This window comes from Kocuria atrinae C3-8, assembly GCF_000286355.1.
Lineage (GTDB): Bacteria > Actinomycetota > Actinomycetes > Actinomycetales > Micrococcaceae > Kocuria > Kocuria atrinae_A.
Genome location: NZ_AJXN01000078.1, coordinates 1 through 17,341, shown reverse-complemented (window position 1 = coordinate 17,341; position 17,341 = coordinate 1). Strand labels below are relative to the sequence as shown.

Here is a 17,341-nt window from a genome sequence, read left to right as displayed (position 1 = left end):
GAACCTTTTCGTCGTCTGAGGTCAGCTCGGACTTACCCGAACCACTTGCTTTCAGCCCTTTCCTTCGTCCCATCCTGGGACGCTATATCCAACCAGTTATCCACGTATTCTTCCCATTCGGTATCACCCTGGGGAACCAGATACCCCTTGTCGAAATGGTCGAAGGGCTCGTCGGGGTGAACGGCACAGAGTTCCGGTTTCTCGTGCTGAACCCACCGCGTCTCGGAGGCATCCGTGACCATGACATCCGCGTCCCCCTTGATGATCTGATCGAAAATTGTGTTGTTGTCCTTGAACTTGATGACCTCGGCATCCGGAAAATTCTTGTCCGCAAACCGCTCGTTAGTTCCGCCGATGGGTGTAATGACACGCACGTTCGCCCGATTGATCTGGTCAATGTCGGAGTACTTCTCTTGCTCACCGCACCGCACAATGGGTGTCTTACCGTCCGGCGCCGTTGCGTCCGTGAATGCAACCTGCTGCGCCCGATCGGTGGTGTACGAAATCCCGCCCACGGCTATATCGCACTGATCTTTGAAATCCGGGACCAGATCTCCCCACGAGGTTTGCACGAATTCAATATCGGCATCGAGTGACTCCGCCAAGCTATTGGCCATATCGATGTCGATACCACTCCATTCCCCCGTGTCCGGATCCTTATACGTGTAAGGGCGGTAATCCCCTGTGGTGCACGCTTGAAGCGTCTTTTCCCCCAGCACTTCGGCGAGGCGGGAATTCACGTCAACATCCTCACCGGCAGAGGGTTCCCCTGCCTGGGTGCAACCCGACACAAGCAGGACTACTGAAGCCAGAGATACACTGATCTTCTTCATCATCGACCTATCTGTTAGATGCATCACGTCTTGACGCAACTAACACTAGGTCCGGTCAGCGGGTGGGAGAACCCGGGCCCAGCGGAATACCCAGACCCCACCATGCGAGGAAGAACAGGAACCAGACCACCAGCATTGCGATGGACACCGGGATGGTCAGGGACATCAGCGTGCCGATGCCTGCCTTGGGGTACCACCGCTGCATGAAGCCCAGGGTCATGGCGAAGAACGGGTTCAACGGGGACACCACGTTGGAAGGCGAGTCACCGATACGGAACAGCATCTGCGTGGTCTCCGGCGGGATCGACAGGTACATGAACATGGGCACCACCACGGGCGCGGTCAACGTCCACTGCGCGGAACCGGAGGTGATCAGGATGTTGAGCACCGCCACGATGAGCACCAAACCGGCGAACAGCACCACGGTCGGGACACCGGCATCCCCGAGGAACTCCGAGCCCTTGATGGCCAGTACCGTGCCCATGTTGGACCAGCCGAACCATGCAATGAACTGGGATGCGGCAAAGAACAACACGATGAGCGGGGCCACCTGGGTGATGGCCGAGGCCATCATGGAGGGGATCTCCGAGAAGTTCTTCAGTGTGCCGGCAACCCAGCCGTAGACGGCACCGCACAGGAAGAACAGCAGAGCGATCGGAACGGCCACGCCGCTGATCAGGACCGATGTGAGCGGTGTTCCGTCCTCACCGGGGAACGGCGTATTGGGCATGAACATCAGCGTGAAGTAAATGGCCAAACCGATCGCCAGGGCGATCAACGCCGCATAGAGCCCCTTGATCTCGCGCTTGGACGTCACCGTGAGGTTTTCGGAGGTCATGGTGGCGGCCTCGTCGCCCGAGCTCTGTTCGGCGCGGTCGCTTGCCTCATCTTCACTGAGTTCGTGAGTCTCGAAGCGCTTGGCGAGCTTGGTCAGAACCAGTTCGGACACCAGCGTGATGGTCAGCGCCAACACCACGGCAGATGCCGCGGAGAAGAAGTAGTTGGCAATGGGCGAAACCGTGTACTCCGGATCCACCAGTTGCGCGGCAGACTGCGTGATTCCACCCAACAGCGGGTCGGTCAGATTCACGAGCAATGACGCATTGAAGCCGGCCGATGAAGACACGAACGCGATCACAGCACCCAGCACTGCAGAGCGCCAGCGGCCTTGAACGCCGCAGCACCCAGGGGGATCAGCACCACCACAATGGCGTCAGAGGCAATGGAACCCGTGACACCGGCGAGGGCCAGGACAAAGGTCAACCAGCCGGCCGAGACACGTGAGACCACGAGCTTGACGGCCGTGTTGATCAAACCGGTGCGTTCGGCAACGGCCACACCCAGAAGCACGGTGATCACCACACCCAGGGGCGGGAACGTGGCGAAATTCTCGACAGCCTCCCCCAGCATCCGCTGGGCACCTTCTGAGGTCAGAAGGTTCTGAATGGCTACTTCTTCGCCGTCTGCAGGATTGACGGCGGTGACTCCCAGGTTGGCCATCAGCGAGGACAGCGCCACGACGATACCCGCAAGGATCACGAACAACCAGAACGGGTCCGGAAGCTTGTTACCCAGCACCTCCACCACGCTGAGCGCGCGGATCACAGGCCCGTCGCGCCGCGGCTGTTCCGCAGAATCTGATGCGGTGCTCGGTGCTGAGCCGGACGGTTTATTCGCCGTGTTATTGGCCTCGGTATCAGTCATGGGAATCTCTCATTGGCTGTCAGGTCGTGGGGCGCGGCGCTTGTGCCCGAGTGCTTCACGACACTATCAAGATGGGGGTTTCACACGCCTCTCAAGAACGTTCAACCATGTCAACTAACTATTTGTGGTTCACATCACAGGTCTATTACGATCCGCCGTTTACCATTGCAAACCACCGGCAGTCTCGGAAGACTCGAAGACATGGCACAGAGAAAAGCCCACAACTGGGCTATAACCCTTGGAATATCCACCACTATCGCCTTGACCGGGTGCAGCACTTCAACCCCGGCAAGCACAGCGTCCGAAACGCAACAAACCACGGCGCTGGACGCGTCCGGGACCACGCCGAGCGCGGCGTCGTCGACGGCGCACAGCGGAACCGCACAACCCGCCGCGACCGGTGCGGAACAGACAACGGGTGCCCTCACGGAGACCTACACGGCTCCCGACGAGAGCTACTCCGTGAAGTACCCGTCCTCATGGAAAGCCACGACCGATAAGGGCTACCTGGAACTGACCAGCCCTGACGGCACCGTGACCGGCCACGTATCCGCAACCGGCACGTACGCCCCGGGTGAGGAATGGTTTACGGATCGTCACCTCGACCACAAGAACTCCTATCCCGCTGAGCGTCTCACCGAACTTCTGGGCACCACGGTGAGCCTCTACTCCGGCTTCAAGGCTGGGGACAGTCCCGAACAGGATGTCGTGGCGCACGGACTGACTCAGGTCAACGCCAGCGGCACGGTGTGGTTGGGCAAGACCAACAGCAAGGAAGAGCTGTGGGCTTCCTTTGAGCAGACCGGCGTGAACACGACCGGCAAGGCCCTGACGGATGCCGAGGCCGCGGAGGCCACCGAGAAGGCGGTGACCTCGGAGAACGGTGTGACGACTCAGGCCATCCTGAAGTCCGTCGAGATCACCCCGGAGGCCTCCCCCGAGCCGCCCGCTCAAGGTGAAGCGGAGGCGTTGACGGAGACCTACACCGCTCCCGACGGACGGTACTCGCTGAAGTACCCGTCGTCATGGACGGCGAAAACTGACCAAGGCTACTTGGAGCTGACGAGCCCCTCGGGCGAGTTCACCGGCCGCGTTGCCACCACGGACGTGCGACCGGCCACCGAGGAGTGGTTCACCACCACCAGGACCATGGGAGATGGCGGAGTGGAATCCCCCATCACTGAACAGCTGGGTAGCCCGGTGAACACCTACTCCGCGTATGTTCACAGCCCCGAGTCCGCGGACAAGGATCAGGCGCTGTATGGGCTCACGCAGGTCAACTCCTCCGGCATGGTGTCACTGCTGAACGGCTCCGGCACGGGTGAACTCTGGGTTGAGTTCTTCGCAACTCCGCCCACCGTGACCAACCAGGCACTGTCGCATGAGGAAGCAAAGGAGATCTTGCACAAGGTCGACACGACCTACACCGACGTCCCCACGGTCAAGGCCATCCTGCAGTCGATCCGACTCGGCGACACCGCGGTGTCCGGTGGCTAATCATCCCGTCCAGACTTTGGACGAACCCCGACCCGGCCCCGAAAGGACCGGACATCGAAGGCCCGGGTAGCGAGCGCTACCCGGGCCTTCTCCGTGTCCCTCGACCTGGGTCAGTTCAGGAGCTGAACTGAGTTGCCATGACGTCAGCCTAAACAACGCCTACTTCTGAAAAGCCTCCAACAGGGCCCGGCTGCCGTTGGCGAGCAGAGCGACGTCGGCGCCCACGTTGACGAAGTCCGCCCCCGCGGCGAGGTAGTCCCGCGCCTGTTCCTGGGCGAAGGCGTTGACGCCCACGAACTTGCCCGCGGCCTTGACCTCGGTGATGACGTGCTTGACGGCGGCGACCACGTCCGGATGAGTTTGTTGACCGATCAGCCCCATGGAGGCGGCCAGGTCGGACGGGCCGATGAACACGCCTTCGACGCCCTCGACCGCCGCGATCTCGGTGATGTTCTCCACCGAGGCCGCGGATTCGGCCTGCACGATCAGCGTGATGGTCTCGCGCGCTCGCGCCAGGTAGTCGGGGATGCGGTTCCAGCGACCGGAACGGGCCAGTGCGGAGCCGACGCCGCGCACGCCCTCGGGCGGGTAAGCCACCGCACGCGCGGCGGCTGGGCTTCTGAGACCGAATCGACCATGGGCACCACCAGGGTCTGAACGCCCAGGTCCAGGTACTGCTTGATGATGACCTCGTCGTTGGCCGGAACCCGCACCATGCCCAGCGTGGGATAGGCGGCCATCGCCCGCAGCACGGATTGGATGGTCTCCAGGGACAGCGTCGAGTGCTCACCGTCGATCAGCAGGTAGTCGAAACCGGTGCCGGCAAGGATTTCGGCGGCGGTGGGGTCACCGGACGAGTGGAAGATTCCCACGACCGGTTGCTCGCCGTCAGCCAACGGAAAGAGGTCCTTGAGGCTCGGCAGCGCACCCGGCAGGTTCGCCGCGTCCTCCGCTCGGAAGGACTGAATCAGGTTGTTCACTCGAACCGACATGTAATGGCTCCCAAATCTCCGTAGTCAGCGTGCACGGTGTCACCGGGGTGGACCCACATGGGCTTGGTGAACGATCCGGCCAGGATGATGCTCCCGGCGGGCAGCGAGTCGTCGTGGGCGGCCAGTTTGTTGGCCAGCCACACCACACCGTTGGCCGGGTGGTTGAGCACAGCGGCGGCCACGCCGGTGTCCTCGATGGTCTCGTTGCGGTACAGCAGCGCGGAGACCCAGCGCAGATCCACGGCATCCGGGGCCACCGGGTTGCCGCCGTAGACCATGGCACCCAGTGCGGCGTTGTCCGAGATGGTGTCCACGATGGTGCGGCCCTCCATCTCAATGCGCGAGCTCAGGATCTCCAGGGCGGGGACCACGTATTCGGTCGCGCGCAGCACGTCGAAGATGCTCACGTTGGGGCCCTTGAGCTCGTCCTTGAGCACGAACGCCAGCTCCACCTCGATGCGCACGTTCGAGTACTGGTCGTGCTTGATCACGGAGCCGTTCTCGTAGACCTGGTCCGCGAAAATCGCGCCGTAATCGGGTTCGCTGATGCCCGTGGCCTCCTGCATGACCTTGGACGTCAGCCCGATCTTGCGGCCCACCAGTCGGCGGCCGGATTCTTCACTGCGGCGGCGCCATTCGTTCTGCACCGCGTAGGAATCCTCCACGGTCATCTCCGGGTACTGCTGCGTGAGCCGCGGGATCATGGTGCGGTCGCGTTCGGCCGCGGCCAAATCGTCCGCAATCTTGGTGATGCGTTCCTGCTCCAGCATGGGGTCTCCCTCGCGTTGGTCGGGTGTCACTGGCGACGACGCCGCTCGGCCGCCCCGCGTGCGGAACGGCCCGGCGGCGTCGTCGTCAATAACGAAAGTCGAGTGGTCAGAGCTGGTTGCCCAGCTTGTACTCGCCCTTCTTCCAATCGGGCATGGACTCCTCGCCCTCGGAGGCGCGGGTGTAGGAGAAACCGTCCGCGCCGATGGTCGCGGCCATCTCGGACTCGTCCGTGCGGGCGATGACTTCCTGGGGGTTGCCGTCCAGGTCGAGCACCAAGGAGGCCTCGGTGTACCAGGACGGGACCACGGGCGTGCCCCACCAGTCGCGGCGCTGATTGTCGTGGACATCCCACGTGACCACGGGGTTGTCCGGGTCGCCGGTGTAGTAGTCCTGGGTGTAGATCTCCACGCGGTGACCGTCCGGGTCGCGCAGGTAGAGGTAGAACGCGTTGGACACACCGTGGCGGCCGGGACCGCGCTCGATCTTGTCCGACTGGCGCAGGGCACCGAGCTTGTCGCAGATCGCCAGAATGTTGTGCTTCTCGTGGGTCGCGAAGGCTACGTGTGCATGCGGGGGCCGTCGCCACCGGTCATGGCGGTGTCGTGCACGGTGGGCTTGCGGCGCATCCACGCGGCGTAGACGGTGCCCTCTTCGTCCTGGATGTCCTCGGTCACGCGGAAGCCCAGGTCCTGCATGAACTTGGTGGCGCGGGGAACGTCCGGGGTGACCTGGTTGAAGTGGTCCAGTCGCACCAAGCGCCGGGGGTGTAGAGGTCGTAACGCCAAGCCAGGCGTTCCACGTGATCCACGTCGTAGAAGAACTCGTACGGGAAGCCCAGCGGGTCCTCCACGCGCACCGAATCACCGATGCCCTTGGTGAAGCCGTCTTTGTTGCGCTCCACGCGGCAGCCGAGTTCCTCGTAGAAGGCGACGGCCTTGTCGAGTTCCTCCGGGCTGCGCACGCGGTAGGAGAATGCGGCCACGGCGGCAACCGGGCCCTTGCGCAGCACCAGGTTGTGGTGGATGAACTCCTCGATGGAGCGCAGGTAGATGACGTTCTCATCCTCTTCGGTCACGGTCAGGCCCAGCACGTCCACGTAGAAGTCGCGGGAGCGCTTGAGGTCGGTGACCACGAGCTCCATGTAGGCGCAGCGCAGGATGTCCGGCGCGGGAACCGAAGGGGTTTTGATCGGGTTGTCGGTGGAGATCGGGGCTTCCTGGGATACATAGAAGCCCGAGGACGTCATTGTCCGGTCTGCGGGATTCGTCATGATGGTTGTCCTTCGTGATGAGGGTGATCAGGTGGTGGGGTTCGAAAGTTTCATGTGCAGTGTGCTTGCGTAGCCGCGGGCCGGTCGCACTGACCGACCCGCAGCGCAGAGTCAGTCCTGCTTGCCGAAGACCGGGTTGTGGACCTCGCCCAGGTTGATGTGCACGGCCTGCTGGTCGGTGTAGAAGTCGATGGAGCGGTAGCCGCCCTCGTGACCCAGGCCGGAGGCCTTCACGCCGCCGAACGGGGTGCGCAGATCACGCACGTTGTTGGAGTTCAGCCAGACCATGCCGGCCTCGACGTCCTGCGCGAAGTTGTGGGCACGCTTCAGATCGCTGGTCCACACGTAAGCGGCCAGACCGTACTTGGTGTTGTTGGCCAGCTCGAGTGCTTCCTCATCCGAATCGAACGGAGTGATCGCCACGACCGGACCGAAGATTTCCTCCTGGAAGATCCGGGCCTCCGGCTTGACGTCCACGAACACGGTGGTGCCACGTAGTTGCCGGTCTCGAAGCCCTCGGGGCGGCCACCGCCGGCGACCAGACGGGCCTCGGACTTGCCGAGCTCCACGTAGGACATGACCTTCTCGTAGTGCTCCGGGTGCACCAGGCGCCCACCTCGGTCTTGGGATCCGAGGGCAGGCCCACCTTTACGCGCTTGGCCTGAGCCGCGTAGCGCTCCACGAACTCTTCGTAGATCCCGCGCTGAACCAGGATGCGCGAACCGGCGGTGCAGCGCTCGCCGTTGAGGGAGAACACACCGAAGATGGTGGCGTTGATGGCGGCTTCCAGATCGGCGTCGTCGAAGACGATGGCCGGGGACTTGCCGCCCAGCTCCATGGACAGGCCCTTGAGGTAGGGGGCCGCGTTGGCAAAGATGATCTGGCCGGTGCGGGACTCACCCGTGAAGGAGATCAAGGGGACGTCCGGGTGCTTGACCAGCGAGTCGCCGGCGTAGCCTTCTTCGCCATAGCCGTTGACCAGGTTGAACACACCGGCCGGGACGCCGGCTTCCTCGAAGATGCCCGGCCACAGGGAGGCCGAGAGCGGAGTGAACTCTGCGGGCTTGAGCACCACGGTGTTACCGGTGGCCAGCGCGGGACCGAGCTTCCAGGACTCGAGCATGAACGGGGTGTTCCACGGGGTGATCAGACCGGCCACACCGATGGGCTTACGGTTCACGTAGTTCACCTGGCGGCCGGGGACCTTGTAGGTGTCATCGCTCTGGGCGACGATCAGGTCCGCGAAGAAACGGAAGTTCTCCGCAGCGCGGCGCGCCTGGCCCAGTGCCTGGGTGATCGGCAGACCGGAGTCGTAGGACTCCATGGCCGCCAACTGGTCACCGCGGGACTCCACGATGTCCGCGATCTTGTGCAGCACCCGCGAGCGCTCGCGGGGCAGCATCTTGGGCCAGGGGCCCTCTTCGAACGCGGTCTTGGCGGCGGCCACAGCGGCCTCGATGTCCGCCTTCTTACCGGAGGCGGCCTTGATGTAGGGCTCGTTGGTGACCGGATTCAGAACATCAAAGGTGTCTCCGTCAATGGAATCCACCCATTCGCCGTTGATGTAGTGGCGGATGGAATCGGGCAGGCCCTGGGGCTTGGCATCGGTGTTCGTAGTCATGTGAGTACTCCCAATGTGTGTGCTGGGTGTGGACGGTTGGTCAGTTGGTTCCGCGGCTGTTGAGGTAGCTGCGCAGTGTGGCGGTGCGGTGTTCGCGCACTGCCTTCTCCACGGCGTCCGCGGGGGCGTGGGTCTCGATCAAATGCAGGATCTGGTAGTGCTCGTTCACGGAAGCGCGAGCGCGGTTGGGCACGAAAGAAAATGTGGAGGTGCGCAGGTGATTCAGGCGTTCCCATTCCACGGCGATCATGTCGTTGAGGCGCTGGTTGGGGCACCGGCACGCCAGAATCTGGTGGAACTGGTGGTTGACCGCGGTGAAGGTTTCCGGGTCGAAGTTCTCCAGTGACTCTTCGAGCTTGGCGTTGAGTTCGCGGGCCTCGGCGAGTTCTTTCGCCGTGAGGTGCGCTGCGGATTGGGCGGTGGCCGCACCCTCCAGGATCCCCAGGGCCTCCATGGAGTAGCGGTACTGCTCACCGTCCACCATGGACACCCGGGCACCCACGTTGCGCTCGAACGTCACCAGTCCTTCGGCCTCCAGCCGACGGATCGCTTCGCGCACCGGCACCACGGACATGCCCAGGGTTTGGGCAATGTTCGCAAGCACCAAGCGGTATCCGGGCGTGAACGCCTGCTCCAGGATCTGCACCTTGATCCACTCGTAGGCGTACTGGGCCTTACCGAGTTTCTGAGTTGCTTCCGTACGAGCCGGGGTGGTCATGGGGTTGCCTCTGTCCTTGATCAGTTCCGTGTCAGCCGGTTCAGTTACCCGGAACCGGGTTCTCGGCCAGCCACTGCTGGAACTTTTCTTTCCACTCGCCGGTGGGCGGGAACAGGCCGTCGACGGGGTTGCCCTCGGCCACGCGCTCGGCCACCCAGGCATCCTCGTGTTCCTTGGCCAGTGCCGCGTCCACGACCTCCTGGGCGATGTCGCGCGGGATCACGATCACGCCGTCGTCGTCGCCCACGATCACGTCGCCGGGCAGAACGGTCGCGTTGCCGCAGGCCACGGCGATGTCCTGGTCCCACGGGACATGACGGCGCCCGAGCACGGCGGGGTGTGCGGTCTGGGCGAAGACCGGCAGGCCGATCTCCTTGACTGCCTCGTAATCGCGCACGCCGCCGTCGCTGACCACACCTGCTGCACCGTTGAACTGCGCGCGCAGGGCAAGGATGTCGCCGAGTGTTCCAGAACCGGCCGATCCGCGGGCCTCGATCACGATGACTTCACCCGGGCCCACGGCGTCGAAAACTCGTTTCTGGGTGTTGTACCCACCGCCGTGGGATTTGAAGAGGTCCTCGCGATTCGGGACAAAGCGCAGCGTCTTGGCCGTGCCGACCATCTTGGTGCCGGCCTTCTGCGGGTAGACACCCTCGATGACCACGTTGTTGAGGCCGCGCTTACGCAGCTCCGCGGACAGGCCAGCGGTGGGCGCCTGCTCGAGCTTGGCACGTAGGTCCTCGGGCAGGCCCTTGCTATCTTCGGCCGGGAGACCTGCCTCCTCGCGGGAGCCCCATGCTTCTTCGCGCTGCTTATCGTCCACCGCGGGCATTGCGCCCAGGTTTGAATCGAAGCTCGCGGTGCCCTCGGTGACGCGACTGATCAGGCGGCCGGTGCTCGGAGCGCCGTCGGCCTGGGGTGCGTCAACTTCAATTTCGACGACGTCGCCCGGCTGGGCTACCGACGATCCCGCCGGGGTGCCGGTCAGGATGACATCGCCCTCTTCGAGCGTGACGTGCTGGGAGAGGTCCGCGACGAACTGGGCAAGCGGGAAGATCATGTGGTCGTCGGCGGTGACGTCGTCCTGAACCAGGTCGCCGTTGACCCACGTGCGCACGCGCAACTGGTCCGGACTGACCTTACGGGCGTCGATCAGCTCGGGGCCGACCGGGGTGTAGCCGTCGCGGCCCTTATTGCGCAGGTTGGAACCCTTGTCCGCGGCGCGCAGGTCGTAAACGCCCCAGTCGTTGGCGGCGGTCACAGCGGCAACGTGGTCCCAGGCGTTCTCCAGGGAGACGTTCTTGGCTGGCTTGCCGATCACCAGGCGATCTCGCCCTCGTAAGCGAGCAGCTCGGTGCCCGCGGGGCGCTCCACCTCTGCGCCGGAACCGGCCAGGGAGCTGAAGGGCTTGATGAAGTACGAAGGAACCGCCGGCTTGCGACCGCGCTGTGCAGCACGGGATTCGTAGGCCAGATGCACGGCGATGATCTTGCCCGGCTTCACCGGAACTGCCGCGACCTGGGAAGGAACGTTCTGAGTGCTCTCAGTCATGGAGCCTCCTCTGGTTATCCTCGGATGTTATTCGAAATCGTATATTATCTGCGGCGGGGCGACAAGGGTTGATCGCGCTGTTTGCTCACGAGACGGGCGTGGAGTAACTGAAAATCGCTGGAACTACGCGATTTGATCGTATCCAACTTGTACACGCTTTGACTAGTTGTTGCGGGGGTCTTCTTCGCGGCGTGTATGACATGCGCCACTGCCGATGGCCACCCGTGGCCCAGGAAGCGTTCACTCAACCCCAGGCCGGCCAAGCTGACTGTCCCATACTTGCCCTTTGTCGACGTTTACATACGTGTTGGCCGATCGAATACTTGAAGCGTCATGTAGATTTCGAAATTATTCCCAGCGCAACCCCGGAGTCAGACATGCCCTACGTTCCTACCCACCCCTCACCTGCACCTCAGAAAAAGAAGGTGTGGCCGTGGATCCTGGCAGCTATAGGCGCCGTGGTACTCCTCGTCCTCACGCTGATCATCGGAATTGCGGTGGGTAAAGTAGGTAGTTCCTCAAATGGGGAAACAGAGGAGCCTGTCGCGGCAGCCCCGAGCGTCGCACCCGCCAACGAGGCTCCCGCGTCAAGCGATGAAGCCTCTCCTGCCTCACGTTCCGATCTTCAGACTCCCCAGATGGCCGGGCTGACCGACCGGGGAACCATCCCCATGGTGCCTGGCTCTTCAATCACCACATCAACCCCAGAACATGGTGAACTTGCCTCGATGATGGTGCATTCGATCGAAGTCGATCCCGTCTGCACCGGGCCGTACGCCCGGCCACCCAAAAATGGGCACTTTGTAGTCATGGATGTATCTGTGAAGGTTGCACCTCAGAGCACCTTGAGCGCAGCGGGGAATTACTACCCCTCCGTGAGTTTGCGTCAGGGAGGGTTCCGCGCGGTGGACAATGACGGCAATGTAACGCCAGGCAATGACATCATCGGCAACGGCTACGGATGCCTCCCTGAAGAAGACACCGTCCCGGTCGATGTAAATGCTGGCGAGAAAACTTCCGGCAAGATCATCTTCGATGTTCCGACCGCCGAGGGAGTCATCATCCTCCCGGAACTCTTGGAGCCAGCTTCTGACAACAACGGCTGGGAATGGGCTTACCCCGCCCAATAGGTTCCCTGGCGATCGGCAGCCAGCCAACTGCTAATAAACTCCCGCAAGCACCATTCATGGCATCGCGCAATCTGCTCGACATTAGGACCACCCCGCGCGCATGCCATGCGCTCTGATCGACGGTGCGGCCACGAAATCCCGTTTTTCTGGCCGTACCGTCGATCAGACTGCAACGGACCACCAAGTTGTGGTCGCACCGTCGATCGGGCTGCATCCCGTTGTGAGCCGATGGCCCTACCGTCGATCAAGCTGCAACGGGCCGCCAAGGAGCGGCCGTAGCGTCGACCAGATTGCGACGGCAACTAGGATCGCCGCATGGCTCTCGATACGCGCGGTTCCATGTCCATGCTTCAACGTGTCCGCGCGGAACTGGATCGGCTGACGCCGGAACAGGCCTTGGCCGAACAGGAACGCGGTGCCCTGTTGATCGACCTGCGCACCAGCACGCACCGGGCCACGAGCGCGATCATCCCCGGCTCGCTGGTGATCGACCTGACCGTACTGCCCTGGCGCCTGGACCCCACGTTCGAGTACCGCATCCCGGAGGCCACCGGCTGGGATAACCGCTACATACTGTTCTGCCGCCATGGCTACTCGTCGTCCCTGGCCGCATGGAACCTCCGCCAGCTGGGGCTCTCCCGCGCCACCGACATGGTTGGTGGCTACGACGCATGGGTGGAAGCCGGACTGCCCACCACCACCGATCCGGCTGACGAACGGCCCTGAACGCCACTTCGTCGAGACCCACAGCCAAACGCACATCAGCCCGCCCGCTGAGCAGACCCACAGAAACAGTCCGAAAAACTATTACACTCATGTACTAGTTTGTAGTAACGTGGATCACGATTCGGATGCGACTTAGTGTGCATTCCTGAGACGCCGGCCACATCCAGCCGGGTCCCCTCACCTGAACTTCAACCAGCAGAGCCGCACGCAGCGACGCGCGCCGTCACGTACCTCGAGGAGCAAGGCATGCAGTTTCACCAGTACGGATATGTTTCCGAGGACCCGCGGATTGCAACGCCCCAGGGCTACGGAATCGACCGTCCCGAAGACCTCCCCGATGAAATGGACGTCCTGATCGTCGGGACCGGCCCGGCTGGCGTGATCGCCGCCGCCCAGCTGACCCAGTACCCCGATGTGAACACACGCGTCATCGAACGCCGCCCCGGCCGTCTGGAAATCGGTCAGGCGGACGGCATCCAGGCCCGCAGTGTGGAGACTTTCCAGTCCTTCGGGTTCGCCGAGCGCATCACCCAGGAAGCGTTCCACCTGACCGAGATGTGCTTCTGGAACCCGGATCCGGAAAACCCGGAAAACATTGTGCGCACCGGGCGCCTGCGGATGACCCGCACGGCGTCTCCGAGTTCCCGCACCTGATCGTGAACCAGGCTCGCGTGCTCGACTACTTCCTGGAGGCTGCAGCCAACGGGCCCGCCAAGATCGAGCCCAACTACGGCATCGAGTTCGTCGGCCTGGAGGTCGGCCAGGACGCCGAGTACCCCGTGTCCGTCACGGTTCGCTACGTGGCCGGCGAGCGCGAAGGCGAAGAGCGCACCATCCGCGCCAAGTACGTTTTCGGTTGCGACGGCGCAAGCTCTGGCGTGCGCAAGGCAATCGGTCGCAAGCTCGAGGGCAAGGGCGCCAACCACGCATGGGGCGTCATGGACGTTCTGGCCAACACCGACTTCCCGGATATCCGTACCAAGTGCGCGATCAACTCCCGCAACGGTTCGATCCTGTTGATCCCCCGCGAGGGTGGTCTGCTCTTCCGCATGTACGTGGACCTGGGCGAGGTCGCCGCGGACGATAACCGCAAGGTGCGCCAGACCCCGGTCGAAGAAATCATCAAGCGCGCCAACCAGATCATCAACCCGTACAGCGTTGATGTGAAGTCCGTGGCATGGTCCTCGGTCTACGAGGTGGGTCACCGTCTGACCGACCACTTCGACGACGTCGACACCGAGGACCGCGGCACCCGCGTGCCCCGCGTCTTCATTGCCGGCGATGCCTGCCACACCCACTCCGCGAAGCCGGCCAGGGTATGAACGTGTCCATGCAGGACGGCTGGAACCTCGGGTGGAAGCTGGGTGCAGTGCTTTCCGGTCGCGCCAACGAGTCGCTGCTGGACACCTACTCCGAGGAACGCCAGGTCATTGCCAAGAACCTGATCGACTTCGACCGTGAGTGGTCCACCCTGATGGCCACCCCGCAGGACAAGCTGCCTGACCCCAAATACCTGGAGGACTTCTACGTCAAGACGGCGGAGTTCCCGGCCGGGTTCATGACCGAGTACCAGCCGTCCCTGATCACCGCGGGCACCGAGCACCAGGACCTGGCCGCCGGTTACCCCGTGGGCAAGCGCTTCAAATCCGCTCGTGTCATGCGCGTGTGCGACGCTACGCGCTGCACCAGGTCACCAGGCCACCGCGGACGGCCGCTGGCGCATCCACGTCTACGCGGACCGCGCCGCGGCAGGCGAGGAATCGGCGACGTCGCGCTTCGCCGAGTGGCTGCAGAACGATCCCAAGTCCCCGCTGGTTGCCTATCGCCGCGAGGCGACGACGACGCCACCCTCTTCGACGTGGACGTCACCTACCAGCAGCAGTACACGGACATGGACGTCACCCAGGTGCCCCGGGTCTTCCGGCCGCAGATCGGCCCGCTGGAGCTGAACTACTGGGAGCGCGTTTACGCCACGCTGCCGGACGAGGACATCTACGAGGAGCGCCAGATCAGCCGCGACGGCGCCGTCGTAGTCGTCCGTCCCGATCACTACGTCGCCGCCGTCCTACCCCTGGACGCAACCGGCGAACTGGCCTCGTTCTTCGAGGGCGTCCTCACTAAGAAGTAACCCGCCTCGCCCCAGGATGACGAAAGCCCGCCGAGTCGTATGCACACGACTCGGCGGGCTTTTTCACGGAGAGATTTCCCGCTACAGGCTACGGAACTCCGCGACGATCTCCGCCGCGGGCCGTGCCTGACAGGCCCCAAATCCCGAACCCGCCCACAGGTTCAAACCTTCCGGATTATCCGCCGACGCCGCTCGCAACGGTGCCGTCATGTAGTGCACTTGCGGGTACCCGACCACTTGATTCGCGGCCATGCGTTCAGTGAACCGGTTGCTCAGTGCTCGCGCCGCACGACCCGAGAACGCCCGGGTCACCACGGTGTCCCGGTACTGGCCGTTGACCAGCGCGTCCTTGTGCGCGTCCTTGGTGCCGGCTTCATCGGCGGTGAGGAACAGGGTTCCCACTTGAACTGCGGAAGCGCCTGCTCCGAGAAGGTTCTGCGCGATCTCCGGGCTGGTCACTCCCCCGGCCGCGATCACGTGCCTGTCCGTGTACTCACGCGCCAGACTCACCAGTTCGTGGGTACTGCTTTCGGACGGTTCCTTGGCTTGTCCATGAGTGGCCCGGTGTCCGCCCGCCTCAGCTCCCTGAACGACGATCGCGTCCGGATGCAGGGCATCGGCAGCGCTGATCTCCTCAGGATCCGTTGCGTTGAGGACTATCTCGGTGCCCACGGACCGCAAGCGAGCGACGTCGTCGGCGGTGGGCAGACCGAACGTGAACGAAACGAGCGGGACCGGGTTGGCCACGAGGTAATCAACCTTGGCGGGGTACTGATCATCGTTGAACGGGCCTGGCTCGGGCGCTCGATGCCCAGCTCAGCGGCCATGGGGGCGAGCGCGGTGGCGTACGCGTCGAGTGCCTCGGGATCGGAGGGGTCCGCTTCGGGGACGAACAGGTTCACGCCAAAGTTCAGTGTGCCAGCGCGGACGTCGTCGATCTCGGCGGCCATCGCCTCGACCGTCTTGTAACCGGCGGCGAGCATGCCCAGCCCGCCGGCCTGAGACACCGCCACCGCGAGCGCCGCGTTGGACGGCCCACCCGCCATGGGAGCCTGGATGAGCGGGACGCAGAGGGTGTCGAGCATGGTGGTCACGGTGTCTCCCTATGATGGTCGGGTGTCTGAATCCAACCCTGCCACCGACCGTTCTCGTACGCCATCAGTTACTTCCGACGACGCCGCACCCGGCCTTGCCGCTGATCGTCCCGTCATCAAGGTGACCGGGGTGGTGCTGCGCCGCGCGAACGGCGACGTGCTGACCGTGCGCAAGCGCAACACCGGGATGTTCATGTTCCCCGGTGGAAAACCCGAGGTCGGCGAGACTCCCCTCGACACAGCTATCCGTGAGGTGGAAGAGGAACTGGGCCTAAAGCTGGCCCCAGAGGACCTGGTTCCCGTGGGCGAATGGATGACCGATGCCGCGAACGAACCCGGCCACGGCCTGCACAGTCACGTGTTCAGGGGACTCACTCTTCTGACCAAGGCCCCCGTACCGGCACGTGAAATCGCCGAACTGCGCTGGCAGCCGGTCAACGGAGTGGAGGATGTCGAGGATCTCGCTCCCCTGGCTCGCTGGTATGCGATTCCGGCAGTCCGAGAGCTTTAGTAGTCCGGAAGGACTTTCCTACGTCACGGGGCGAAGAGCGCGCCTCGTCCATGAGTGCGTTGGGTTCAAGCTGGGCCGTTGGACGGCGAGTGACTCGTTAGTGTCATCTCGCGCGGTCCCGCCTTGCCCTGAAGTAGGTCATCAAGCCGATCGTCGTGACAACCACGAGAGTGATGAACCAGTTGCCCCAGTCCGCTCCTCCTGACCACCACAACCCGACCAGGGACAGCAAGGCAACGATCCCCTGGACGACGAAGGTCATCAGAAGGATGTAGACCAGCAGCTTGGGGACGGTCGAGGGCGACCCACCAATGGGTAACTCGGAACCGTCGGAATCCGGGTCAAGACGGCCTTGCGCCTTGAGAGACATAATTTGCTGATCACGGAAGAGATACCCCGTAAGACCGGCGATAAGCCCCGCCAAAGCGCAGTACGCCAGAGTGTTGAGGGTCGCCCGCTCAGCATCCCCCACGATCAGGCGGTAGAGCAACGTGACGCCCAGAGTGAAGAACGTAAGGATGAACCCGGCGAAGATCGCTCGGGGGATGGTCGTGACATTGAAAAAACCGCTCACAGGTTCTCCTCCTTAGGGATTCTCCCTTGAGTCTCAAGATTTCGGATGCGAATCCCACGGCCGAAATACCCGACGGACGCCACAACCGCGCCTTGCACGAAAAACGACACAACGTGAAACAGGCTGACTGTTCCGACATCAAAAACAACGGAAATGGCTGTCGCAAATCCGAGCATGATGAGCGCCAGAGTCACTGCTAGCTGTTGTGGGGCATGAGGTTC

General features: G+C 63.2%; 17 protein-coding genes and 4 pseudogenes. 7 read left to right on the top strand and 14 right to left on the bottom strand.

Features of this window, described 5'->3' with window-relative positions; translation table 11 throughout:
- Window positions 1-32: 32 nt before the first annotated feature.
- Genes YO9_RS0108950 through YO9_RS19895 form a run of 3 tightly spaced genes read right to left on the bottom strand, consistent with a single transcriptional unit; the run spans window position 33 to window position 2,537 of the window.
- Entirely contained in the window at window positions 33-836 is an 804-nt protein-coding gene (locus YO9_RS0108950; protein WP_223286319.1) for a transporter substrate-binding domain-containing protein, read from the bottom strand.
- A 52-nt stretch (window positions 837-888) separates the two neighbouring features.
- Window positions 889-1,983, bottom strand: coding sequence for an AbgT family transporter (locus YO9_RS0108945; protein WP_262925632.1), 1,095 nt, complete (start codon window positions 1,981-1,983; stop codon window positions 889-891).
- Window positions 1,968-2,537, bottom strand: a complete 570-nt coding sequence (locus tag YO9_RS19895) for an AbgT family transporter (protein WP_262925631.1) — start codon at window positions 2,535-2,537, stop codon at window positions 1,968-1,970. The genes YO9_RS0108945 and YO9_RS19895 overlap by 16 nt, the downstream gene beginning before the upstream one ends.
- Window positions 2,538-2,738: 201 nt before the next feature.
- On the opposite strand from YO9_RS19895, the gene YO9_RS17710 reads away from it, so the two are divergent.
- Window positions 2,739-4,034, top strand: coding sequence for a hypothetical protein (locus tag YO9_RS17710; protein WP_223286318.1), 1,296 nt, complete (start codon window positions 2,739-2,741; stop codon window positions 4,032-4,034).
- Between the two features lie 159 nt (window positions 4,035-4,193).
- On the opposite strand, the pseudogene YO9_RS0108935 reads toward YO9_RS17710, so the two are convergent.
- From YO9_RS0108935 to YO9_RS0108910, 7 genes and pseudogenes are all read right to left on the bottom strand, one after another.
- Window positions 4,194-5,014: pseudogene (locus YO9_RS0108935) on the bottom strand (HpcH/HpaI aldolase family protein).
- Window positions 5,011-5,796: a 2-oxo-hept-4-ene-1,7-dioate hydratase gene (gene hpaH, locus YO9_RS0108930; protein WP_016997173.1), complete on the bottom strand. Its 786-nt coding sequence runs from the start codon at window positions 5,794-5,796 to the stop codon at window positions 5,011-5,013. Before hpaH ends, YO9_RS0108935 begins: the two are co-directional and overlap by 4 nt.
- A 106-nt stretch (window positions 5,797-5,902) precedes the next feature.
- Window positions 5,903-6,492, bottom strand: a pseudogene (locus tag YO9_RS17705) (VOC family protein).
- Window positions 6,468-7,067 (bottom strand): VOC family protein, encoded by a 600-nt coding sequence (locus YO9_RS17700; protein ID WP_223286317.1) that lies wholly within the window; start codon window positions 7,065-7,067, stop codon window positions 6,468-6,470. The pseudogene YO9_RS17705 and the gene YO9_RS17700 overlap by 25 nt, the downstream one beginning before the upstream one ends.
- A 111-nt stretch (window positions 7,068-7,178) precedes the next feature.
- Window positions 7,179-8,688: pseudogene (gene hpaE, locus YO9_RS0108920) on the bottom strand (5-carboxymethyl-2-hydroxymuconate semialdehyde dehydrogenase).
- A 40-nt stretch (window positions 8,689-8,728) separates the two neighbouring features.
- The gene (locus YO9_RS0108915; RefSeq protein WP_016997169.1) at window positions 8,729-9,406 is read right to left on the bottom strand and encodes a GntR family transcriptional regulator; all 678 of its coding nucleotides are present in this window, start codon (window positions 9,404-9,406) and stop codon (window positions 8,729-8,731) included.
- 40 nt (window positions 9,407-9,446) lie between these two features.
- A pseudogene (locus YO9_RS0108910) lies at window positions 9,447-10,957 on the bottom strand (fumarylacetoacetate hydrolase family protein).
- Window positions 10,958-11,334: 377 nt separating this feature from the next.
- On the opposite strand from YO9_RS0108910, the gene YO9_RS17695 reads away from it, so the two are divergent.
- The 5 genes from YO9_RS17695 (at window position 11,335) to YO9_RS21885 (ending at window position 14,941) form a co-directional block, all read left to right on the top strand.
- Complete coding sequence (locus YO9_RS17695) at window positions 11,335-12,087, top strand: DUF4352 domain-containing protein (RefSeq protein ID WP_223286316.1); 753 nt, start codon at window positions 11,335-11,337, stop codon at window positions 12,085-12,087.
- 315 nt (window positions 12,088-12,402) lie between these two features.
- Entirely contained in the window at window positions 12,403-12,813 is a 411-nt protein-coding gene (locus tag YO9_RS0108900) for a rhodanese-like domain-containing protein (RefSeq protein ID WP_016997167.1), read from the top strand.
- Between the two features lie 246 nt (window positions 12,814-13,059).
- Window positions 13,060-13,467: an FAD-dependent monooxygenase gene (locus YO9_RS21895; RefSeq protein ID WP_262925630.1), complete on the top strand. Its 408-nt coding sequence runs from the start codon at window positions 13,060-13,062 to the stop codon at window positions 13,465-13,467.
- 2 nt (window positions 13,468-13,469) lie between these two features.
- The gene (locus tag YO9_RS21890) at window positions 13,470-14,135 is read left to right on the top strand and encodes an FAD-dependent monooxygenase (RefSeq protein ID WP_016997166.1); all 666 of its coding nucleotides are present in this window, start codon (window positions 13,470-13,472) and stop codon (window positions 14,133-14,135) included.
- Entirely contained in the window at window positions 14,132-14,941 is an 810-nt protein-coding gene (locus YO9_RS21885) for an FAD-dependent monooxygenase (RefSeq protein WP_472973941.1), read from the top strand. Before YO9_RS21890 ends, YO9_RS21885 begins: the two co-directional genes overlap by 4 nt.
- 81 nt (window positions 14,942-15,022) lie before the next feature.
- Here YO9_RS21885 and YO9_RS0108890 read toward each other — a convergent pair whose 3' ends face one another.
- Window positions 15,023-15,688, bottom strand: coding sequence for an NAD(P)H-dependent flavin oxidoreductase (locus YO9_RS0108890; protein ID WP_262925629.1), 666 nt, complete (start codon window positions 15,686-15,688; stop codon window positions 15,023-15,025).
- On the bottom strand, window positions 15,598-16,026 hold the full coding sequence (locus YO9_RS19875) for a nitronate monooxygenase (protein WP_262925633.1): 429 nt from the start codon (window positions 16,024-16,026) through the stop codon (window positions 15,598-15,600). The genes YO9_RS0108890 and YO9_RS19875 overlap by 91 nt, the downstream gene beginning before the upstream one ends.
- A 31-nt stretch (window positions 16,027-16,057) precedes the next feature.
- Between YO9_RS19875 and YO9_RS0108885 the strand changes: the two genes are divergently transcribed.
- A complete protein-coding gene (locus YO9_RS0108885; protein ID WP_311198975.1) occupies window positions 16,058-16,546 on the top strand; it encodes an NUDIX hydrolase in 489 nt (162 codons plus the stop codon).
- A 103-nt stretch (window positions 16,547-16,649) separates the two neighbouring features.
- Here the strand turns inward: YO9_RS0108885 and YO9_RS0108880 are convergent, their stop codons facing one another.
- Together YO9_RS0108880 and YO9_RS17690 are read right to left on the bottom strand one after the other, a co-directional pair.
- Window positions 16,650-17,120 carry a hypothetical protein gene (locus YO9_RS0108880; protein WP_016997163.1) on the bottom strand — a complete coding sequence of 157 codons (471 nt, stop codon included), beginning with the start codon at window positions 17,118-17,120 and terminating at the stop codon, window positions 16,650-16,652.
- Window positions 17,117-17,341, bottom strand: a 225-nt coding sequence (locus tag YO9_RS17690) for a hypothetical protein (RefSeq protein WP_223286315.1), incomplete at its 5' end; no start/stop codon positions are given. The genes YO9_RS0108880 and YO9_RS17690, both read right to left, overlap by 4 nt.

Coding starts and splice junctions, on each gene's coding strand:
- YO9_RS17695 (WP_223286316.1), top strand. CDS start 11,335: ATGCCCTACGTTCCTACCCACCCCTCACCTGCACCTCAGAAAAAGAAG.
- YO9_RS21895 (WP_262925630.1), top strand. CDS start 13,060: ATGCAGTTTCACCAGTACGGATATGTTTCCGAGGACCCGCGGATTGCA.
- YO9_RS17700 (WP_223286317.1), bottom strand. CDS start 7,067: ATGACGAATCCCGCAGACCGGACAATGACGTCCTCGGGCTTCTATGTA.
- hpaH (WP_016997173.1), bottom strand. CDS start 5,796: ATGCTGGAGCAGGAACGCATCACCAAGATTGCGGACGATTTGGCCGCG.
- YO9_RS19875 (WP_262925633.1), bottom strand. CDS start 16,026: ATGCTCGACACCCTCTGCGTCCCGCTCATCCAGGCTCCCATGGCGGGT.
- YO9_RS0108915 (WP_016997169.1), bottom strand. CDS start 9,406: ATGACCACCCCGGCTCGTACGGAAGCAACTCAGAAACTCGGTAAGGCC.
- YO9_RS19895 (WP_262925631.1), bottom strand. CDS start 2,537: ATGACTGATACCGAGGCCAATAACACGGCGAATAAACCGTCCGGCTCA.
- YO9_RS0108950 (WP_223286319.1), bottom strand. CDS start 836: ATGATGAAGAAGATCAGTGTATCTCTGGCTTCAGTAGTCCTGCTTGTG.
- YO9_RS17710 (WP_223286318.1), top strand. CDS start 2,739: ATGGCACAGAGAAAAGCCCACAACTGGGCTATAACCCTTGGAATATCC.
- YO9_RS0108900 (WP_016997167.1), top strand. CDS start 12,403: ATGGCTCTCGATACGCGCGGTTCCATGTCCATGCTTCAACGTGTCCGC.
- YO9_RS21885 (WP_472973941.1), top strand. CDS start 14,132: ATGAACGTGTCCATGCAGGACGGCTGGAACCTCGGGTGGAAGCTGGGT.